Source organism: Citrobacter amalonaticus (assembly GCF_001559075.2).
Taxonomy (GTDB): domain Bacteria; phylum Pseudomonadota; class Gammaproteobacteria; order Enterobacterales; family Enterobacteriaceae; genus Citrobacter_A; species Citrobacter_A amalonaticus_F.
Window position 1 is genome coordinate 2,045,455 of record NZ_CP014015.2, and the last position, 20,155, is coordinate 2,065,609.

Annotated in this window: 18 protein-coding genes; 8 read left to right on the forward strand and 10 right to left on the reverse strand. The window is 52.6% G+C overall.

The genetic code is table 11. The features are described 5' to 3' along the window. Nucleotides 1-4: 4 nt before the first annotated feature. The 3 genes from AL479_RS09825 to yiaK are packed head-to-tail and all read right to left on the reverse strand — an operon-like array spanning nt 5 to nt 2,443. Complete coding sequence (locus AL479_RS09825) at nt 5-943, reverse strand: DUF4862 family protein (protein ID WP_061075944.1); 939 nt, start codon at nt 941-943, stop codon at nt 5-7. A gap of 25 nt (nt 944-968) precedes the next feature. After that, nucleotides 969-1,433 (reverse strand): YhcH/YjgK/YiaL family protein, encoded by a 465-nt coding sequence (locus tag AL479_RS09830; RefSeq protein WP_061075945.1) that lies wholly within the window; start codon nt 1,431-1,433, stop codon nt 969-971. Nucleotides 1,434-1,444: 11 nt separating this feature from the next. Further along, complete coding sequence (yiaK, locus tag AL479_RS09835; protein WP_061075946.1) at nt 1,445-2,443, reverse strand: 3-dehydro-L-gulonate 2-dehydrogenase; 999 nt, start codon at nt 2,441-2,443, stop codon at nt 1,445-1,447. Between the two features lie 218 nt (nt 2,444-2,661). Between yiaK and yiaJ the strand changes: the two genes are divergently transcribed. Further along, nucleotides 2,662-3,477, forward strand: coding sequence for an IclR family transcriptional regulator YiaJ (gene yiaJ / locus AL479_RS09845; RefSeq protein ID WP_061075947.1), 816 nt, complete (start codon nt 2,662-2,664; stop codon nt 3,475-3,477). Between the two features lie 116 nt (nt 3,478-3,593). Next, nucleotides 3,594-4,067 carry a 4Fe-4S dicluster domain-containing protein gene (locus tag AL479_RS09850; protein ID WP_061077959.1) on the forward strand — a complete coding sequence of 158 codons (474 nt, stop codon included), beginning with the start codon at nt 3,594-3,596 and terminating at the stop codon, nt 4,065-4,067. Between the two features lie 34 nt (nt 4,068-4,101). Here the strand turns inward: AL479_RS09850 and avtA are convergent, their stop codons facing one another. Together avtA and malS are read right to left on the reverse strand one after the other, a co-directional pair. Further along, entirely contained in the window at nt 4,102-5,355 is a 1,254-nt protein-coding gene (avtA, locus tag AL479_RS09855) for a valine--pyruvate transaminase (protein ID WP_061075948.1), read from the reverse strand. 171 nt (nt 5,356-5,526) lie between these two features. Beyond that, nucleotides 5,527-7,557 carry an alpha-amylase gene (malS, locus tag AL479_RS09860; RefSeq protein ID WP_061075949.1) on the reverse strand — a complete coding sequence of 677 codons (2,031 nt, stop codon included), beginning with the start codon at nt 7,555-7,557 and terminating at the stop codon, nt 5,527-5,529. 316 nt (nt 7,558-7,873) lie between these two features. On the opposite strand from malS, the gene AL479_RS09870 reads away from it, so the two are divergent. Continuing rightward, complete coding sequence (locus AL479_RS09870; protein ID WP_061075950.1) at nt 7,874-8,698, forward strand: protein bax; 825 nt, start codon at nt 7,874-7,876, stop codon at nt 8,696-8,698. A gap of 50 nt (nt 8,699-8,748) precedes the next feature. On the opposite strand, the gene xylR is transcribed toward AL479_RS09870, so the two are convergent. The 4 genes from xylR to xylF form a co-directional block, all read right to left on the reverse strand. Continuing rightward, nucleotides 8,749-9,927: a D-xylose utilization transcriptional activator XylR gene (xylR, locus tag AL479_RS09875; protein ID WP_042998581.1), complete on the reverse strand. Its 1,179-nt coding sequence runs from the start codon at nt 9,925-9,927 to the stop codon at nt 8,749-8,751. A gap of 83 nt (nt 9,928-10,010) precedes the next feature. After that, the gene (xylH, locus tag AL479_RS09880) at nt 10,011-11,192 is read right to left on the reverse strand and encodes a xylose ABC transporter permease XylH (RefSeq protein WP_061075951.1); all 1,182 of its coding nucleotides are present in this window, start codon (nt 11,190-11,192) and stop codon (nt 10,011-10,013) included. Further along, entirely contained in the window at nt 11,170-12,711 is a 1,542-nt protein-coding gene (locus AL479_RS09885; protein ID WP_061075952.1) for a xylose ABC transporter ATP-binding protein, read from the reverse strand. The genes xylH and AL479_RS09885 overlap by 23 nt, the downstream gene beginning before the upstream one ends. A gap of 78 nt (nt 12,712-12,789) precedes the next feature. Continuing rightward, the gene (gene xylF, locus AL479_RS09890; RefSeq protein WP_042998578.1) at nt 12,790-13,782 is read right to left on the reverse strand and encodes a D-xylose ABC transporter substrate-binding protein; all 993 of its coding nucleotides are present in this window, start codon (nt 13,780-13,782) and stop codon (nt 12,790-12,792) included. A 363-nt stretch (nt 13,783-14,145) separates the two neighbouring features. On the opposite strand from xylF, the gene xylA reads away from it, so the two are divergent. The 3 genes from xylA to yiaB all read left to right on the forward strand — a co-directional run bounded on the left by xylA (nt 14,146) and on the right by yiaB (nt 17,535). After that, nucleotides 14,146-15,468, forward strand: a complete 1,323-nt coding sequence (gene xylA, locus AL479_RS09895; RefSeq protein WP_061075953.1) for a xylose isomerase — start codon at nt 14,146-14,148, stop codon at nt 15,466-15,468. Between the two features lie 97 nt (nt 15,469-15,565). Further along, nucleotides 15,566-17,020 (forward strand): xylulokinase, encoded by a 1,455-nt coding sequence (gene xylB / locus AL479_RS09900; RefSeq protein WP_061075954.1) that lies wholly within the window; start codon nt 15,566-15,568, stop codon nt 17,018-17,020. 167 nt (nt 17,021-17,187) lie between these two features. Then, complete coding sequence (yiaB, locus tag AL479_RS09905; RefSeq protein WP_061075955.1) at nt 17,188-17,535, forward strand: inner membrane protein YiaB; 348 nt, start codon at nt 17,188-17,190, stop codon at nt 17,533-17,535. Between the two features lie 129 nt (nt 17,536-17,664). Here the strand turns inward: yiaB and AL479_RS09910 are convergent, their stop codons facing one another. Continuing rightward, a complete protein-coding gene (locus AL479_RS09910; protein ID WP_061077960.1) occupies nt 17,665-18,660 on the reverse strand; it encodes an acyltransferase in 996 nt (331 codons plus the stop codon). Nucleotides 18,661-18,837: 177 nt separating this feature from the next. Here AL479_RS09910 and AL479_RS09915 point away from each other — a divergent pair, with 177 nt between their 5' ends. Both AL479_RS09915 and glyQ read left to right on the forward strand, forming a co-directional pair. Continuing rightward, nucleotides 18,838-19,143, forward strand: coding sequence for a YsaB family lipoprotein (locus tag AL479_RS09915; RefSeq protein ID WP_042998574.1), 306 nt, complete (start codon nt 18,838-18,840; stop codon nt 19,141-19,143). Between the two features lie 96 nt (nt 19,144-19,239). Continuing rightward, nucleotides 19,240-20,151 (forward strand): glycine--tRNA ligase subunit alpha, encoded by a 912-nt coding sequence (gene glyQ / locus AL479_RS09920; protein WP_061075956.1) that lies wholly within the window; start codon nt 19,240-19,242, stop codon nt 20,149-20,151. Nucleotides 20,152-20,155: the final 4 nt, after the last annotated feature.

Below are 20,155 nucleotides of genomic sequence, written 5' to 3' on the forward strand. Positions count from 1 at the left end.
GTTCTTATTTATTATTTTTGGCTTTGTTTAATGCTGCGATACCGTCGCGTAATATTGCCACGCGGTGGCTGATATCGGCATTGGCGTTAATTTCCAGCAATTTAATGCCAGCAAATTGCAAGGGATCGGTTCCTGCACAGGCAAACAGTGCGTGGGCATGTTCGGTAGTCATCAGGCTTTGTGGGCAGAAAGGGGCAAACGGCGCGTGCAAATCCTGCCATTCGCCATACTCCCCGTTGAGCACGGTGCCGGAGAGCATCAACGCGCCGAGTTTTCCGGCTTGTTTAACCTGTTGCGCGTGGATCAGCGGCAGGGCGGTGTTCTGTCCCTCAATGGCCGAACGCGCCCAGTTAATGCAAACGCTAATGTCATAGTCGGCAAGGGTGTCCAGCACGTTCACCAGAGGTAAAAACCCTTTGCGTGGTGCTGGGCCTGTCATTGCGTCACAGTGTTCCAGCACCAGGTCACAGGACCAGTCCCAGTTGGCGATCTCTTTGAGCGAGCGAGCAAAGGCTTCTGTTGCCTGCGCTACGTTGGAATTACAGGCAGCAGGTGCGGCATGCAATTCCAGAGCGATGACTTTCCCTGAATTTTCAGCATTGATTTTATTGATCTTCTGGTAAAGATGACGGTAGTAAGCGACACAGGCTTTACGCTGTTCTTCGTCGCTGGACGCCAGTCCAAAACCACTGTTCTTACCGCGACGGCGCATGGTTTCCATGATCGCCGTCACCACGATTTTCCAGTTCCCCGGTGTATGTCGCAATAGCCACTCATCGCCGAGTGGATGAAGGTGTTCAAGACAAGGTTGCTCCAGCCCGCGGATATTTGGGGTATCAGAGAGTTGTCGCCAGAATTCCTTTTCTTCCTCTTCACTCTTTTGGTGAAATGAGGGTGCACAGGGATACGCACCGATTATATAATCAGTATTATTTGATTTCATGTTGTGCTCCTGAAAAATAACGTGTTTATAACGCGTCTATGGCAACTTTAACCACTATTTTCCTGATGAGTGTGGCGACATTTTTATGACATCCCGGGCGATGCACATCCTGTGGGAAAAATATGGCATAACTACCAGGAATCATTTCAACGAACGACTCATATTCACTATTGTGATAAAAAATAATATCGCGCTGCTCCAGTAATGATTCGCTAATTCGGTTGCGGCCGGTATCGATGGCGATACCGATTTTCTCTTCCCCCCAGGCCAGAAACTGTATATCCAGATAGCGACGATGCACTTCCGGATGGTTTTTGGCAGCATCGCGAGTGGTTAAATCGATAATTTGAGCAAAGATCTTTTTACCGTCAATCTCAACCACACCGGGTGACAGAGTCCGGAAATCCGTATTGCGCAGAAAGTCGAGCGCCCGTTCAATAACTGCGGGTAAACGACACGGATTTGGCTGGGCGATATGTCCAAAGATCATGGTCTGCCTCCTTACAGTGCCTGAATTTTGGCCCAGACACTGTCATCAACGGTGATGCCGTTACGACGATTTTCATCCAGCAGTTTTGTAAACTCGTGACCTGGCAAGCGGATGGCCACGTTTTCGTCAGCACGTTCTGCTGTGGTGATAAAATCCATAATCCGTTGCAGCTTCGTGTCGCGGGTGACGCCATCGATCAGCTTATCCACTTCAATGGCGATGAAAATCTGGGAAACACCGTATTCGTCGCTGTTTTCCTGGGTGACTTCAGCAACGGAAGCACCGTCGGAAAGCAGGGTCGCAATCATATCGAGCACAATCGACAGGCCCGAACCCTTCCAGTAGCCCATTGGCAGGATGCGGCGATTTTTCTCTATTACGCCCGGCTCTTTCGTCAGATGACCGTCGTCATCAAAACCTCCATCTACCGGCAGTTCGCGACCCGCCAAACGGTTAACCTCCAGCATGCCGTAGGAGAACATCGACATCGACATATCCACCATCGTGATGGGCGTGGAGGGGATTGCGACAATCAGCGGGTTAGTACCGATCCGGCACTCTTTGGACCCCCACGGCGGCATAACGGCGATAGAGTTGGTCCAACAGATACCAATGTAGCCTTTTTCCGCAGCTTGCCAGCCGTAGCTGCCACCGCGCATCCAGTGGTTGGCATTACGTAAAGCAACCAGACCGATGCCGTGATCGGATGCCAGTTCAATGGCGCGATCCATCATTTTTTTCGCAGTCAGATTGCCAATTGAACGTTGAGCATCCCATTGCTCAATCGCGCCGAGACTGGTGATGCGCTGTGGCTTTGCCGCAGGGATGATATCGCCATTATCCAGTTGTTGAATGAAACGAGGGAAACGATTTACGCCATGCGAATAGACGCCGGACTCCGTGGTTCGGGCGAACATTTCGGCACAGGCATCGGCGGTTTCCGTTGCTACGCCTCGGGCCAGTAGCACCCGATTGAACGCCTCTTTCAACTCCACAAACGTTACTTTCATTCCTGCTTCTCCCGCTATAATTGATCGCTTTTTTATCATTAAATTTCACTATGCGAAATCTGATTTCAAATATAGCGATCAAATTTTGACAGATCAACGAAAAGCTCATTTTTTAAAAATCATCGAAATCAAAAGGTTATGTTTTTTCGGTTCAGATCGTGAACTGAAACACACTTTGCGCTACCATCAGAGCGCGATAAAAAAAGGGAGTGGATGTGATGGGTACGAAAGAGAGCGAATTGACGCAAGATAAAGAGAGGCCGGCTGGAAGTCAGAGTCTGTTCCGGGGTTTGACGCTGATTGAGATCCTCAGCAATTATCCGAATGGTTGCCCACTGGCACATTTGTCGGAACTGGCCGGGCTGAATAAAAGCACCGTTCACCGGTTGTTGCAGGGGCTTCAGTCCTGTGGCTATGTCACGCCTGCCCCTGCCGCCGGAAGTTATCGCCTGACCACCAAATTTATCGCTGTTGGGCAGAAAGCACTGTCGTCACTGAACATCATCCATGTTGCCGCCCCACATCTTGAAGCACTGAATATTGCCACCGGTGAGACGATTAACTTCTCCAGTCGTGAAGACGACCATGCGATTCTGATTTATAAGCTGGAACCCACCACCGGGATGTTGCGCACCCGCGCCTATATTGGTCAGCATATGCCGTTATATTGCTCGGCAATGGGCAAAATCTATATGGCATTTGGTCACCCGGACTATGTGGAGTCCTATTGGGAGAGTCATCAGAGCCAGATCCAACCTCTTACCCGCAACACGATTACCGGGCTACCGGCGATGTATGATGAGCTGGCGCAGATTCGTGAAAGCAGTATGGCGATGGACCGGGAAGAGAACGAACTCGGCGTCTCCTGTATTGCGGTGCCTGTATTTGATATTCATGGGCGGGTACCGTACGCGGTCTCTATTTCGCTCTCCACGTCACGCCTTAAGCAGGTTGGTGAAAAGAATTTGCTTAAGCCGTTACGGGAGACCGCTCTGGCAATTTCGAATGAGCTGGGGTTTACCGTTCGCGATTAGGCGAACTCCCGGAACCTCATAGGCATCTGACAAAATTCGACCATTTCCCCTGTTTGATCAAGGCAGCCGCGCTATTCTCTCTGGCACTCTGGGGTTTTATGGCGGGGGAGGGTGCAATGAACCGGTTTATCATGGCGGATGCGACTAAGTGTATTGGCTGTCGTACCTGTGAAGTCGCCTGTGTGGTCTCGCATCAGGAGAATCAGGACTGCGCTGCGGTGTCAGCAGGACACTTTGTCTCGCGCATCCGGGTTATTAAGGAAAATACCTTTACCACCGCCGTAGCCTGTCATCAGTGTGAAGATGCGCCGTGCGCCAATGTTTGCCCGACACAGGCCATTCGTCGCGATCGTGGACACATTTTTGTTGAGCAGGCGCGCTGTATTGGTTGTAAAAGCTGCATGCTGGCGTGCCCGTTCGGCGCAATGAACGTTGTTGCGCAAACCTCGCGCGTACAGGCGGTGAAGTGCGATCTCTGTTGGCATCGCGATACCGGACCCGCCTGCGTGGAGGCTTGCCCGACGGGGGCATTGAATTGTCTGGATGCGGCGAGCGTGCAGCGCCAGCGTCTGCACGCTCAGCCTTTATAAGCGCATTACCCGGCCTGACCAGGCCGGGACGGCATTACTGATTTTCCATCCAGGCGCGTTCCACCTCTTCAGCCAGAATTTTCACCCCAGCTTCAATTTTCTCCGGATCGGGAACATAGTTCATGCGCATACACTGGTGCGTGTGCGGCCAGGGTTTATCGAGGCCCGGGAAGAAGTAATGTCCCGGCACCATCAGTACACCGCGTGCTTTCAGACGCTGGTAGAGTAACTCGGTGGTGATCGGCAGATCCTGGAACCACAGCCAGAGGAAAATTGCCCCTTCTGGTTTATGAATTAAGCAGCGATTTTCAGGTAAATAGCGGCGGATGATCGCAATGGTTTGCTGAACACGCTGAAAATAGAACGGTTTGATGACCGTTTCTGACAGTCGCATCAGGTCGTTACGCTTAATCATTTCGCACATCATGGCCGGCCCAATTCCGCCTGGCGCAAGGCTAATGATGCCGTTCATATTGGCGATGGCCGTGATGATTTTTTCATTGGCGATGATGATGCCGCAGCGTGAGCCTGGTAGCCCCAGCTTGGAGAGACTCATGCACAGCACAATGTTGGGATTCCACAGCGGACGCGCCTCGCTAAAAATAATGCTCGGGAACGGCACGCCATAAGCATTATCAATCACCAGCGGAATATCGTGCTGGTTGGCAAGCGTATCGAGTTTTATCAGCTCTTCATCTGTGATGACGTTACCCGTCGGATTAGTTGGCCGGGAGACGCAAATCATCCCGGTCTCTTCACCAATGTGCAGATGTTCGAAGTCTACGTGATACTTGAACTGACCCTCTGGCAGCAGCTCAATATTGGGACGCGCCGAGACGAACAGATCCTCTTCCAGCCCGGAATCCGCATAGCCGATATATTCCGGCGCGAGGGGGAACAGTACCTTTTTGGTGGTCCCATCAGCGCGACGACCGGCAAAGAGGTTAAACAAGTAGAAAAATGCGCTCTGGCTGCCGTTTGTTAGCGCAATATTCTGCGGTTCGATATCCCAACCCAGATTTTCACGGAGCAGTGAAGCAAGCGCGGTCAGCAGCTCGGTTTTCCCCTGCGGACCGTCATAATTGCAAAGCGCATCAGTGAGTTTGCCGTTTTCCAGCATTTCAGTCAGGAGCGTATGGAAGTAATCCTGCATCGCCGGGATTTGTGCCGGATTACCGCCGCCCAGCATGATTGCGCCTGGGGTGCGTAAACCGTCGTTGAGGTCCTCCATCAGGCGGGTAATGCCTGAATGGCGGGTGAATTTGTCGCCGAAAAGTGAAAATGTCATAACGGATGGTCTGTCAAACGCTGAGTCGAAGTGGGTTACCTTAACGCTAGCACTGGCAGGGTGCAAATCGAGCTGAAACGCGTGCTTTGACGTTTTATGCTTATAATTTTCTTAAGAGTAGTGTTTTATTTTGCTGCGTCTGAGGGGGCTGACCTCAGACGCCGGTTTACGTTAGCGCTGACCTGCCCAGATGACCATCACCGAGTCGTCGCCGTGCTGGCGGACGAAGCCGTATCCCTGTTTGAGCGAGAGCGTGGTTTGCTTGCCTGCGCCGATGGCCGGATGTCGGGCTCTGAACTGACCGAGGCGCTGCCAGTGGGTAACGTTGTCGGCCATTTTTCCGCTGACATCCTGCCAGTTCATCTCTGAGCGTGTGCCCTGTAACGGATCAGAGCCGGTGGGGCCAAAAGGCCGCGCGGACTCATCGCCATAGAATATTTGCACGGTGCCGGGCGCTAACAGCAGTAACTCAGCGGCTTTATCTCCACCTTCACGGAACAGACGAGTATCGTGTGAGGAGAGATAACTCAATACATTGAAACTCTGTAATTTTTCCGCCATCTGTTGCCAGATGAGATCCATATCTGACAGGCAATCAACGGCTTTTGCGGCCTGCTCCTGGTAGTCAAAGTTGATCATCGCGTCAAAACCGTGGCGATAGTAGTCGCTCTGCATTACGCCATGGCCCCAGGCTTCGCCAGTCATCCAGAACGGTTTATCATCGAGCGCTTTGTCCGGATTCGCTTTTTTCCATTCAACCAGTGCTGCGCTGGCCTGCGTTTTTAACTGTTGCCAGGCCGGAAGTTCGACGTGTTTCGCCGTGTCGACGCGAAATCCATCGACACCATAATCGCGCACCCACTGACTCAGCCAGTGGGTCAGGTAATCCCGGGGCGTGTAGCCTTCAATGGCTTTTGCGTGCGTATCGGCTTTATGTTGATAAAACACTGGCAGGCCAGATGGGATCGTCGATTCGGTTTTCAGATCCGGCAGGAAAGCCAGCGACATCGTGAGATCGTCAAAGCCTGGGTTGTCGTAATCGCCAATGTCAGTGCGGATCCACGCTTTCCCCCACCATTTTTCCCAGGCGGCCTTATCGCTAAAGTTGATGTAATCATTGAAGCTGTGCCAGCTCTGCCCGGCGGCAGGTTTCCAGTCTGTCCAGCGCTCGCCGAGCGTTTTTTTCAACTCATCGCCAGAAAGGTAGAGCGCGCCGAACTGATATTCCTGCATATCCGCCAGCGTGGAGTAGCCGGTATGGTTCATTACGACATCAAACAGAATGCGGATCCCGCGCCGGTGTGCGCCGTCAATCAGCGCGCGCAGGTCGGCTTCGTTGCCCATGTTGGCATCAAGCGTGGTCCAGTCTTGCGTGTAATAACCGTGGTAGGCATAGTGCGGGAAATCGCCTTTCGTGCCGCCACCCACCCAGCCGTGGATCTGTTCGAACGGTGCGCTTATCCACAACGCATTCACGCCCAGTTGTTGCAGATAATCCAGTTTGTGAGTCAGTCCGCGTAAATCGCCGCCATGAAACGTGCCGATTTCCTCCATGCCGTCTTTATGGCGACCGTAACTCTGGTCATTGGACGGATCGCCGTTCTCGAAGCGGTCGGTGAGCACAAAATAGACCGTGGCGTTGTGCCAGTCGAACGGCGCTGGTGCGTCGGTCTCTGCCCGTTCCAGCAGTAACAGGCCATTACTGGCAGGGGCGGGTTGCAACGTTATCTGTCCGTTTTTCACCGTGGCGGTCTGTCCGCTGTAAAAATCGCGTACCACGCTCCCTTCCGGGAAAGTCTGCGCGACGGCTAACGTCAGTGGCTTTCCATCCCACTTCGGACACTGGCGCGCCACATTGGCGGTAGGTTCGGCCTCGCGCGGCACCGTAATCATTAATGTTGGCGTACCAGAACGGGTATCGATTTCCAGCGTATAACGGCCATCTTTGAACAGACGCCACTGTGGCGGGGTCCCTTCGCACGGGATCAGCGACAGCATCTGATTGAGTTTTATCGTATTAGCCGGCTGCCAGCACTGTTGGTCAAAATTTAGCGTTAATGAACGAGTACCCTTCGTCAGTTCAGCGTGACTGGCAAACTTACCGGTTCCCTCAGCGGTAAACGAGGGGAAGCCCTGAGATGTCCATGTTGCGGCGCTCGTGATGCCTGGCAGTAGCGCGAGGGCGATGGCGGCAAGTTTCATTGTGCGGTCCTTTTTGCGGCGATTTTAACCAGTTTGCCTGAGAAACCGCTGACGAAACTCATCCTTCAACCGCATTCAACCAGGATGAGGGGCGCGGATGAGTGATTTTGGGCAAAAAATAGCCTTAATTTGCGATAACCACCACAAATCTTTCGAATTAGTCCCTTGCGGGATAGTTTATGCGTGACACGGTTTCGGAATTGGCCTATTCCTTAGGGTGCTCTTGATCGCTATTTTTGATATGATTTGAGATTCAACTCTCAAAATTGTGAAAAAGATAAGGTGTTGGAATGATTCAATCCGACCAGGAGACCTAATGATATTGACTCCCATACGACGATATGGGGCAATGATTCTTATGTTACTCACCATCGTATTTTCGGGTGAGGTGCTGGCAAAGACGCACACAACGACATCGAGTCAAAAGTCCCACGTAACCAAGACAAGTAATAAACAGGTAAGCAGTAAACAAGAGTATTCTCGCAATAGTGCAAAGAGCAGTTCACTTCCTGATTTGCGAAAATACCCTTCCGGAACACCAAGGAAAAAAGCGTTTCTCCGGACGGTTATGCCTTATATTACCAGTCAAAATGCTGCGATCACTGCCGATCGTAACTGGCTGATCTCAAAGCAGTATCAGAACCGCTGGTCACCGACTGAGCGTACGCGCATGAAAGATATTGCGAAGCGCTACAAGGTGAAATGGTCTGGCAACACCCGGAGCATTCCGTGGAATACGTTGCTGGAACGCGTAGACATCATCCCGACCAGTATGGTGGCGACGATGGCTGCGGCAGAAAGCGGTTGGGGTACCTCTAAACTTGCGCGTAGCAATAACAACCTGTTCGGCATGAAGTGCGCGAAAGGGAGTTGTAACAATGCGCCAGGAAAAGTGAAAGGTTACTCTCAGTTCGATTCGGTTAAAGAGTCGGTCAGCGCCTATGTGATTAACCTGAACACGCACCCGGCTTACGCCTCTTTCCGTAAATCACGCGCGCAGTTGCGTAAAGCGGATCAGGAAGTGACGGCGACAGCGATGATTCATAAGCTGAAGGGTTATTCAACGAAGGGGCAGAGTTACAACAACTATCTGTTCGCGATGTACCAGGATAACCAGCGATTAATTGCAGCCCATATGTAATCCCCAAACGCCTTCTGCAAAGAAGGCGTTTTTGTTTCACTCCTGCCGCATCACATCAGCACTTCACTGTTCAGATCGCGATACTCTTTTGGCGTCGTGTCGTACTCTTTCTTAAAGACGGAATAGAAATACTGCAGCGACGGATAACCGCACATCTGCGAGATTTCGTTGATCGACAGCGTCGTGGAAATCAACAGGCTGCGCGCTTTCTCCAGCTTTTCAGCGTGGATCACCGCGTGAATGGTCTCTCCCACTTCTTCTTTAAACCGCTTCTCCAGATTGGAACGTGAAATCCCAACCGCATCCAGCACCTGATCCACCTTGATGCCTTTGCAGGCGTGGTTACGGATATAGTGCATCGCCTGAATAACGGCGGGATCGGAGAGGGAGCGGTAGTCTGTCGAACGACGTTCAACGACGCGCACCGGAGGCACCAGAATGCGCTGGAGCGGCAGTTCCTCATCGGCCAGCAGGCGATGTAGCAGCTTTGCCGCCTGATAGCCCATTTGTCTCGCGCCCTGAGCCACCGACGATAGCGCAACCCGTGACAGATAGCGGGTCAGTTCTTCATTATCAATGCCAATGACGCACAGTTTTTCGGGTACCGGAATATGCAGATGTTCGCAGACCTGAAGCACATGACGGGCGCGGGCGTCAGTGACCGCGATAATACCCGTCTGCGGCGGCAGGGTTTGCAGCCAGTCCGCCAGTCGATTTTGCGCGTGTTGCCAGAGTTCAGGCGCGGTTTCCAGTCCCTGATACACCACGCCACGATACTTCTCCTCCGCCACCAACTGGCGGAAGGCATGCTCGCGTTCCGCCGCCCAACGCTTTCCGCTGGAGGCAGGCAGGCCGTAAAAGGCAAAACGGTTGACCCCTTTTTCTTTCAGGTGCAGAAAGGCGCTCTCAACGAGGGCATGGTTATCGGTGGCAATGTAATGGACGGGAGGATAATTTTCCGCCAGATGATAGGAGCCTCCGACACCGATGATGGGCACATGGACATCAACTAACAATCGTGCGATCTCATCGTCGTCATAGTCAGCAATCACGCCGTCACCTAACCACTCTTTGATGTTATCAATACGGGCGCGGAAGTCCTCCTCAATGAAGATGTCCCATTCGGATTGCGAGGCTTGTAGATATTCACCGACCCCTTCCACCACCTGACGGTCGTAGGCTTTGTTGGCATTAAATAACAGGGTAATACGGTGACGTTTATCAAACATGGTTCTGTCTCTGCTCAATCTTTCATAAACGACAATGCCGGACAGGAGTGACCGGCATAAAAATAGCCCTATTTTTCAGCAGTTCAGGCGCGGCGTTTTGTCGCTGAATCCATCCATACTGCCAGCAACAGAATCGCGCCCTTCACGATATACTGCCAGAACGTTGGGACATCCATCATACTCATTCCGTTATCCAGAGAAGCCATAATAAATGCGCCCATCACCGCGCCCGCAACGCTGCCAATCCCACCCGCCAGGCTGGTTCCGCCGATGACGCAGGCGGCAATGGCATCCAGTTCAGCGATGTTTCCCGCAGATGGCGACCCGGCACCGAGACGCGAACTGAGGATCAGCCCGGCAATCGCCACCATCAGACCGTTGATGGCGAACACCGCCAGTTTGGTCCGCGCGACGTTAATACCGGAAAGGCGGGCGGCCTCCAGATTGCCCCCAATGGCATAAATACGTCGGCCAAATGCGGTTCGTGTCGCCATGAACATCCCGGCGAGCAGCAAAAATACCAGTAGCAGAACGGGCGTCGGCACGCCGCGATAATCATTCAACAGCCAGATGGCGCCTAACACAATAACGGCGGTTAATGCCTGACGGCCCACGACGCTGGTTGACGCCGGAGCATCAAGACCCAGGGACTGCCGACGCATGCGCCCGCGCCACTGCCAGCCGATAAACGCCATCAAACCCATCGCGCCGAGGGTGAAGCCCAATCCATTGGATAAGTAGCTTTGCCCAATCTGCGACATGGCGGAACTGGTCGGCGATACGGTTGTACCATTGGTGATGCCGATGAGGATACCGCGAAACGCCAGCATCCCGGCCAGAGTCACAATAAATGAGGGAACTTTGCGGTAAGCGACCCACCAGCCATTCCAGGCACCGAGCAGCAAGCCCAGCGCCAGCGTGACGATAATGGTGAACGGCAGCGGCCAGCCCAGCCAGACGTCGCAGATAGCCGCGACGCCGCCCAACAATCCCATCATAGAACCGACGGAGAGATCGATTTCCGCTGAAATGATGACGAATACCATGCCAACCGCCAGAATCCCCGTAATCGCGGTCTGGCGGAGCAGGTTGGAGACGTTACGTGCACTGAGATACGCACCGTCCGTTGTCCAGGTAAAGAACAGCATGATCACAATGATGGCCGCGATCATCACGAACACCTGTAGATTCAGCGATTTAATCCCGGGAAAAACGCCCGTCAGTGGGGCGGTGAGTTTAACGTCAGACGGATTGTTTTTCGACATGATGTTCGCTCCTCAAAGCGGCTTCCATCACCTGCTCTTGCGTCAGGTTATGATTGACCAGGTTGGCTTTCAGTTTTCCTTCGTGCATCACCAGAATGCGATCGCTGAGTCCCAGCACTTCGGGCAATTCAGACGAAATGACGATCACAGCGATACCCTGCTGAACGAGCTGGTTAATAAGTTTGTAGATTTCATATTTCGCGCCGATATCGATGCCCCGCGTAGGCTCATCGAGGATGAGAATTTGCGGGTTGAGCAACAGGCAGCGCGCCAGAATGGCTTTTTGTTGATTCCCGCCGCTCAGACGGCCGATCGCCAACTCAGGAGAAGACGTTTTGACTTTCAGACGTTGCAGGGATTCGAGGATGCATTTGCACTCGGCGGCATCGTCTAACTGGCTTGCCTTGCCAGTGAACTGATCAAGCGCGGCGAGGGTAATGTTTTTCCCTACTGCCATGACCGGCACAATGCCATCGCGTTTGCGATCCTCCGGGACCATGGCGATCCCGTGGGCGATGGCCTGCTGACAGTTGCGGATGTTAACGGACCGGCCGTCAATCGCTACCTCTCCTTCCCAGCGTCCGGGCCAAACGCCAAACAGACACTGAACAAGCTCCGTGCGTCCCGCGCCCACCAGACCAGCAATCCCCAGGATTTCGCCGCGTTTTAACGAGAAGGAAACGTCATTCACGCGCCGGATATGGCGATTGACGGGATGCCAGGCCGTGAGATGATCAACGCGTAAAATTTCTTCACCCGTGGTGTGAGGTTCGCTGGGGTAAAGTGCGGTGAGTTCGCGACCAACCATCATGGTGATGATATCGTCTTCGCTCATGCCAGCCGCGTCGCGGGTGCCAATATGCTTGCCATCACGGATCACGCAGATCGTGTCGGAAATGGCTTTCACTTCGTTCAGTTTGTGTGAAATGTAGATGCAGGCGATATCGTGCTGTTGCAGATCGCGGATGATCTCCAGCAACACCGTCGTTTCCTGCTCGGTGAGTGACGCTGTCGGCTCGTCCAGAATCAGCAGGCGCACCTGTTTATTCAGCGCTTTCGCAATTTCAACCAGCTGTTGCTGACCAAGGCCCAACTCGCCCACCCGGGTATCGGGAGAAATCGCCAGACTGACCTGCCTGAGCAATTTTTGGCAACGCAGGGTCATCATGTCGTAATCAAGCACGCCATGACGGCTTATTTCGCTACCGAGGAAAATATTCTCCAGCACGGTTAAGTGTTTAACCAGCGCTAACTCCTGATGGATGATGGCAATCCCTTTGCGTTCGGTATCACGAATATGGTTAGCCTGTAGCGTTTCTCCGGCAAATACAATTTCACCTTCGTAACTGCCATGGGGATAAATTCCGCACAGTACTTTCATCAGCGTCGATTTACCTGAGCCATTCTCGCCGCATAATGAAATAATTTCACCGGCATTCAGTCTGAGGCTGACGTTATCAATCGCCTTGACGACACCGAAGGTTTTGGTGATGTTCTTCATTTCAAGTAGACAGGACATAGCGACTCCGCAGTAGCCAATGAGAGAACCGGGCGTGGTGAGAAATGCGCGCCCGCAGCCATCGCTGGGGCGCTACGCTTACAGTTCACTCTGCTTATGGAATCCGTCTTTAATCACGGTCTCATTGATGTTGTTTTTGTTAACGTCAATCGGCGTTAATAAGCGGGAGGGGACATCTTTCAGACCGTTGTTTAACGTGGCGTCGGCTTTAGGTTGCTGTCCGTTACCCAGTTCTACGGCGATTTCGGCGGCGGTATTGGCCAGCAGCGTAATCGGCTTATAGACGGTCATTGTTTGGGTTCCTGCGACAATGCGCTTGATACCCGCAAGGTCGGCGTCCTGACCGGAAATCGCCACTTTCCCTGAAAGCCCTTGCGCACTGAGCGCCTGAACCGCCCCGCCAGCCGTCGCGTCATTGGAGGCGACAACGGCATCAATGTTGTTATTGTTGGCGGTTAAGGCGTTTTCCATAATTTTCAGCGCATTTTCCGGCAGCCAGCCGTCAACCCACTGATCGCCAACCACCTTTATTTTTCCGGAATCGATATACGGTTTTAACACTTTCATCTGCCCGGCACGGAAAAGTTTGGCATTATTATCGACCGGCGAACCGCCCATCAGAAAATAATTTCCCTGAGGGACACGTTCAACTAATGCCTGGGCCTGTAATTCACCGACTTTTTCGTTATCAAATGAAATATAGAAATCGATGTCAGCGTCATTGATCATGCGGTCATAAGCTAAAACTTTAATACCTTCCTGTTTCGCCTCTTTAACCACGTTACTTAATACTTGTCCGTTATAAGGAATAATAACGAGGACATCCACACCTCGGTTAATCATATTTTCAATCTGCGACATCTGGGTTTCTTCATTCCCGTTCGCGGACTGAACAAAGACTTTTGCGCCAAGCGATTCGGCTTTGCTGACGAAAATATCGCGATCTTTCTGCCAGCGTTCGAGGCGCAGGTCATCAATCGCCATACCGATTTTAATTTCTTTGGCATGTCCTGCCACGCTGGTGAGCAAAAGGGAGGTGCAGACAGTGAGTAAGAGATTCTTCATCTTCATAATCGTGATGCCTTTTGTTAGAGGGAGCAACAATAAAAGTAACAATCACAGCATAAGACGTTGCAGAATTTAGCAATTCATACGGGGAAGACAATTACAGATTTTTATCTTGCGGTTACGAAATTTGGTTTATTTCCTGAATTATGACCAGGATCTTACTTTTTACCGTGGAGACTGAATGTTGCATTTATGCCAGCAGGGTACCCATTTTTTGCAAATGGATATTTTTATTTTGCGAGGTGGCGCACACTTGTGAATTCTCTCAATAGCAGTGTGAAATAACATAATTGAGCAACGGGATGGGAGTGCTCAATATTACGACATGACCTATTTCCGTCGTATTCCCTGATTATGGAGTTCATTATGCAGGCATATTTTGACCAACTCGATCGCGTTCGTTATGAAGGCCCCCGTTCCACTAATCCGTTAGCATTCCGTCATTACAATCCTGATGAGATCGTATTGGGCAAACGGATGGAAGATCATCTGCGTTTTGCAGCCTGCTACTGGCATACCTTCTGCTGGAACGGGGCTGATATGTTTGGTGTCGGGGCGTTTGATCGTCCGTGGCAGCAACCGGGGGATGCGCTGGCGCTGGCAAAACGTAAAGCGGACGTCGCGTTTGAGTTTTTCCACAAGCTGCACGTTCCGTTCTACTGCTTCCATGATGTCGATGTTTCTCCGGAAGGCGCGTCGCTGAAAGAGTACAAAAATAACTTCGCCCAAATGGTGGATGTGCTGGCTGAGAAGCAAGAGCAGAGCGGCGTGAAGCTGCTGTGGGGCACGGCAAACTGCTTCACCAATCCCCGTTACGGTGCCGGGGCGGCGACGAACCCGGATCCAGAAGTGTTCAGTTGGGCGGCCACTCAGGTGGTAACGGCGATGGACGCTACGCACAAACTGGGCGGTGAAAACTACGTGCTGTGGGGCGGTCGTGAAGGATACGAAACCTTGCTGAATACCGACCTGCGCCAGGAGCGTGAGCAAATTGGCCGCTTTATGCAAATGGTGGTTGAGCACAAACACAAAACGGGCTTCCAGGGCACTCTGCTGATCGAGCCGAAGCCGCAGGAACCGACCAAACATCAGTATGACTACGATGCGTCGACCGTTTACGGCTTCCTCAAGCAGTTCGGTCTGGAAAAAGAGATCAAACTGAATATTGAGGCTAACCACGCGACGCTGGCGGGTCATTCATTCCACCACGAAATCGCCACGGCGATTGCGCTGGGTCTGTTTGGCTCTGTGGATGCCAACCGGGGTGACGCGCAGTTGGGCTGGGATACCGACCAGTTCCCGAACAGCGTAGAAGAGAATGCGCTGGTGATGTACGAAATCCTCAAAGCTGGCGGTTTCACCACTGGCGGCCTGAACTTTGACGCCAAAGTGCGTCGTCAGAGCACGGATAAATACGATCTGTTCTATGGCCATATTGGCGCGATGGACACGATGGCGCTGTCGCTGAAAATTGCCGCACGCATGGTTGAGGATGGCGAGCTGGATAAGCGTGTCGCGAAACGTTATGCCGGCTGGAGTAGCGAACTGGGCCAGCAGATCCTGAAAGGACAGATGTCATTAAGCGAACTGGCGCATTATGCTGAACAGCACAACCTGGCACCGGTGCATCAGAGCGGTCATCAGGAACAGCTGGAAAACCTGGTGAATCAATACCTGTTCGATAAATAATCGACATCGCCGGGTGACGCTGCGTTTCCCGGTCGGTGATTTGACAGGCCCGGTGAGCATTGTGGCACCGGGCATTTCAGTTTAAGGAACCCACGCTATGTATATTGGGATCGATCTTGGCACCTCGGGCGTGAAAGCGATTTTGCTCAATGAGCAAGGCGAGGTGGTCGCATCGCAAACGGAAAAACTCACCGTCTCCCGTCCTCATCCGCTCTGGTCGGAGCAAGATCCCGAACAGTGGTGGCTGGCGACGGACCGCGCCCTGAAGGCGTTGGGCAAACAGCATTCGTTAAGCAAAGTGAAAGCGCTGGGGATTGCCGGGCAGATGCATGGCGCGACGTTGCTCGACAGCCAACAACAGGTGCTGCGACCAGCCATTCTGTGGAATGACGGACGTTGTGGCGAGGAGTGCGCGTTGCTGGAGTCAATGGTGCCGCAGTCGCGCGCCATCACCGGTAACCTGATGATGCCAGGATTCACGGCACCGAAGCTGCTGTGGGTACAGCGCCACGAGCCGGCGGTATTCCGTCAGGTGGCAAAGGTGCTGCTACCGAAAGACTATCTGCGTTTACGCATGACCGGTGAGTTTGCCAGCGATATGTCTGACGCTGCGGGAACGATGTGGCTGGATGTAGAAAAACGTGACTGGAGTGACGTGATGCTGAATGCCTGCGGCCTGACCCGTGACCATATGCCCGCGTTATTCGAAGGAAGTGAGATTACCGGCAAATTGCTGCCTGATGTCGCAATGGCATGGGATATGCCTGCGGTTTCTGTCGTTGCAGGCGGTGGTGACAACGCGGCAGGCGCAGTCGGTGTGGGGATGGTCAATGCCGATCAGGCCATGCTCTCACTGGGGACGTCTGGCGTCTATTTTGCCGTCAGTGACGGTTTCCTGAGCAAGCCCGAAAGCGCAGTACACAGCTTTTGCCATGCGTTGCCTGAGCGCTGGCATCTGATGTCGGTGATGCTAAGTGCGGCCTCCTGTCTGGACTGGGCGGCAACGTTAACCGGTCTGAAGACGGTGCCGGCGCTAATTGATGCGGCGCAGCAGGCTGATGATGCAGCCGACCCTGTCTGGTTCTTGCCGTATCTCTCAGGTGAACGTACGCCGCACAATAATCCGCAGGCGAAAGGCGTTTTCTTTGGTCTGACCCATCAGCATGGACCGGCTGAGCTGGCGCGCGCGGTGCTGGAAGGCGTGGGCTATGCGCTGGCCGACGGAATGGATGTGGTACATGCCTGTGGCGTGAAGCCGCGCAGTATCACGTTGATAGGCGGTGGTGCGCGTAGCGCGTACTGGCGGCAAATGCTGGCGGATATCAGCGGTCTGCAACTGGATTATCGCACCGGTGGCGATGTGGGACCGGCGCTGGGCGCCGCTCGTCTGGCACAAATAGCGCAAAACCCGGAGAGATCGCTGGTAGAGCTGTTGCCGCAACTTCCGCTTGAACAGACACACATGCCCGATGCACAACGTCATACCGTTTATCAACAGCGCCGGGAAACCTTCCGCCGTCTTTACCAGCAACTACTTCCACTGATGTCCTGAGCCTGAATCCCTCCTGCAACGCAGGGGGGATTAACTCAACGCATATAAAAAATTCATCAATACATTAAATGTATGGATTTATTCTGAAATTCCACTTCTTGCTCATTTTCCAGTGTTGTCTTTCATGGTGTGTCCCTAATCTGCATCCGTTGGATAAGGAGATTCCAGTGAAAAGCTCGACGTTAATTTCATGGCTGTTGCTCATTTCAGGCACATCGACTTACGTTATTGGCTTAGGGCTGGCATGTCCGTCACTAAGCGGAAAGGGTTATTTTCTCAGCGTCCTGACGACCGCCATATTTGTTACGTACGCTTATCTGCGAGAAGAAAAACGCGGGCTACTGGACGATGGCTTCGTTACCGTGTGCCAAATGGTCGCGCTGATCACGCTGGGGTTGTTTCTGGTAGGCATCCTCAACGCGCCGTTATCACTGAGTGGGCGGGGTCTCTATCCGGTGGCGTTTTTTGCGGGTCTATTGGGTTTTGTTCGTTTATTTCGTGCATCGGGTCATTAAATAAAAGGGGATCACTTTGCTGTGGGGTTTCCTGGCTTGCTATCTGTTACGGCGTCTGAGACGGCGCTCTCCCTGATAACGGTTTTAGTCTCTCTGAAATGCCCGGCATCACGACCGGGCATTTCATCATCAACTGACCAGCCTGCGCGTATCGACGCGTTGTAACAACATTGAAAGCAGTAAACTGCCGGCGAGGGTCGCGCTGAAAATCCACAACATATCCAGCGGCGGCCAGCGTTTGATTTCCAGCCCGCTGGTGCGTAAAGCATGAATAATGAGCGCATGAAAGCCATAAATGCCGAGCGAATGGCGGGAAATCAGCCCCAGTCCAGGGACCGTTTGCGTATTCAGCGTGTTTTTCACCAGCGTCAGCAGCGCGACGGCACAGATAAAGACCATGGGGCCGCAATAGAGATACCAGGTATCGGCAAAATTGCCGCGCCACTGTAGTTCATGCAACGTCCCACGAGAGATGATCCACACTGCAACCACAAAAAGCCCCGCGCTTAACCAGGAAAGCGCGCGTTTTTGTGTCTCCATCATGCCGATAGCGCGTCCCAGCATCCCGTACAAAATGTAGTAAAAGGTATCGCCGTTGATATACAAATTGACGGGGAGCCACTCGAACCCGCCCACTTTTTGCGACACGGTATTCGGATTGGCGAGGATGCCAATGACTACCATCAGCACCAGCAGCATTTTGCCGCTGACGTTTTTCACCTGAATCAGCGGTGAGACCAGGTAGATCACGGCGATCGCGAAGAAAAACCACAGGTGATAGAACACCGGTTTTTGCAGCAGATTTTTTAAGGAGAGTTCGGCGTTAATCGAAGTAAACAACGTGATGTAGAGCAGGGCAACGGCGCTGTAGAACAGCAGGCACAGCGCGATGCGTAAAAAATGGCGCGACTGTGCGCTGCGCTCGCCAAAAAAGAGGTAGCCCGAAATCATAAAAAATAGCGGTACGCTGACGCGTGAAGCCGAATTTAGTACGTTGGCAAGATCCCAGTTAACGGGACTGACACTCTGTGCATTGGTGATGTACCAGGTTGTGGTGTGAATCATGACCACCATCAGACAGGCGATCCCTCGCAGGTTATCAATCCAGAAAATTTTGGGCTGCATCAGTTCCTCTGTTTTCGTTTCAAAAATGGTCTGACTCACATTTTGTCAGCCTGTCCCGCTGGATTAATCTGAGTTTTTACACTAAAGCTTGTGATGGTCCGATGAGATTCGCAAAATGCGTCTGCCACACCGAACGTAATAATAATAAGACTGATCAGTAAATTAGGCGGTAATAAAATGATGATGAAATCTTTCTTTCCAGCAATGGTGATTCTGTTGCTGGCAGGATGTACACCCTCCCAGCCATCGCCGACGCAAAAGGCGCAGAAAGTGAAAGTCAGTCCCACGCGCACGCTGGATATGGAAGCGCTGTGCAAAGATCAGGCTGCGCGACGCTATAATACCGGTACGCAGAAAATTGATGTTACGGGCTTTGAACAATTTCAGGGGAGTTATGAGATGCGCGGCGCTACCTTCCGTAAAGAGAGTTTTGTCTGCTCTTTTGATGCGGATGGGCAGTTTTTACATCTTTCCATGCGTTAAGCCCTGCCTTTTTCCCGTTTCGTACTGTATATCTTGCAGTCAGCGGGTATACTGATCCCTTCCTTTTAAAACCACACGTATCCAGCACGAAATACTATGCAAAAGTTTGATACCAAGACCTTCCAGGGCCTGATCCTGACATTACAGGATTACTGGGCTCGTCAGGGCTGCACCATTGTTCAACCTTTGGACATGGAAGTGGGCGCAGGTACCTCGCACCCGATGACCAGCCTGCGTGCGTTGGGGCCAGAACCGATGGCAACCGCGTATGTGCAACCTTCTCGTCGTCCAACTGATGGACGCTACGGCGAAAACCCGAACCGTTTACAGCACTACTATCAGTTTCAGGTAGTGATTAAACCGTCTCCGGACAATATCCAGGAGCTGTACCTCGGGTCTCTGAAAGAGCTGGGTATGGATCCAACCATCCACGATATTCGTTTCGTGGAAGATAACTGGGAAAACCCGACGCTGGGTGCCTGGGGTCTGGGTTGGGAAGTGTGGCTGAACGGGATGGAAGTGACGCAGTTCACTTACTTCCAGCAGGTTGGCGGACTGGAATGTAAGCCGGTCACCGGTGAAATCACCTATGGTCTGGAACGTCTGGCAATGTACATCCAGGGCGTAGACAGCGTTTACGACCTGGTCTGGAGCGACGGCCCGCTGGGTAAAACCACGTATGGCGACGTGTTCCATCAGAACGAAGTGGAGCAATCCACCTACAACTTCGAATACGCGGATGTGGACTTCCTGTTCACCTGCTTTGAGCAGTATGAGAAAGAAGCGCAGCAACTGCTGGCGCTGGAAAATCCGCTGCCGCTGCCTGCCTACGAGCGTATTCTGAAGGCCGCCCATAGCTTCAACCTGCTGGATGCGCGTAAAGCCATCTCCGTCACCGAACGTCAGCGCTATATTCTGCGTATTCGTACCCTGACCAAAGCAGTGGCAGAAGCTTACTATGCTTCCCGTGAAGCCCTCGGCTTCCCGATGTGCAATAAAGACAAATAAGAGG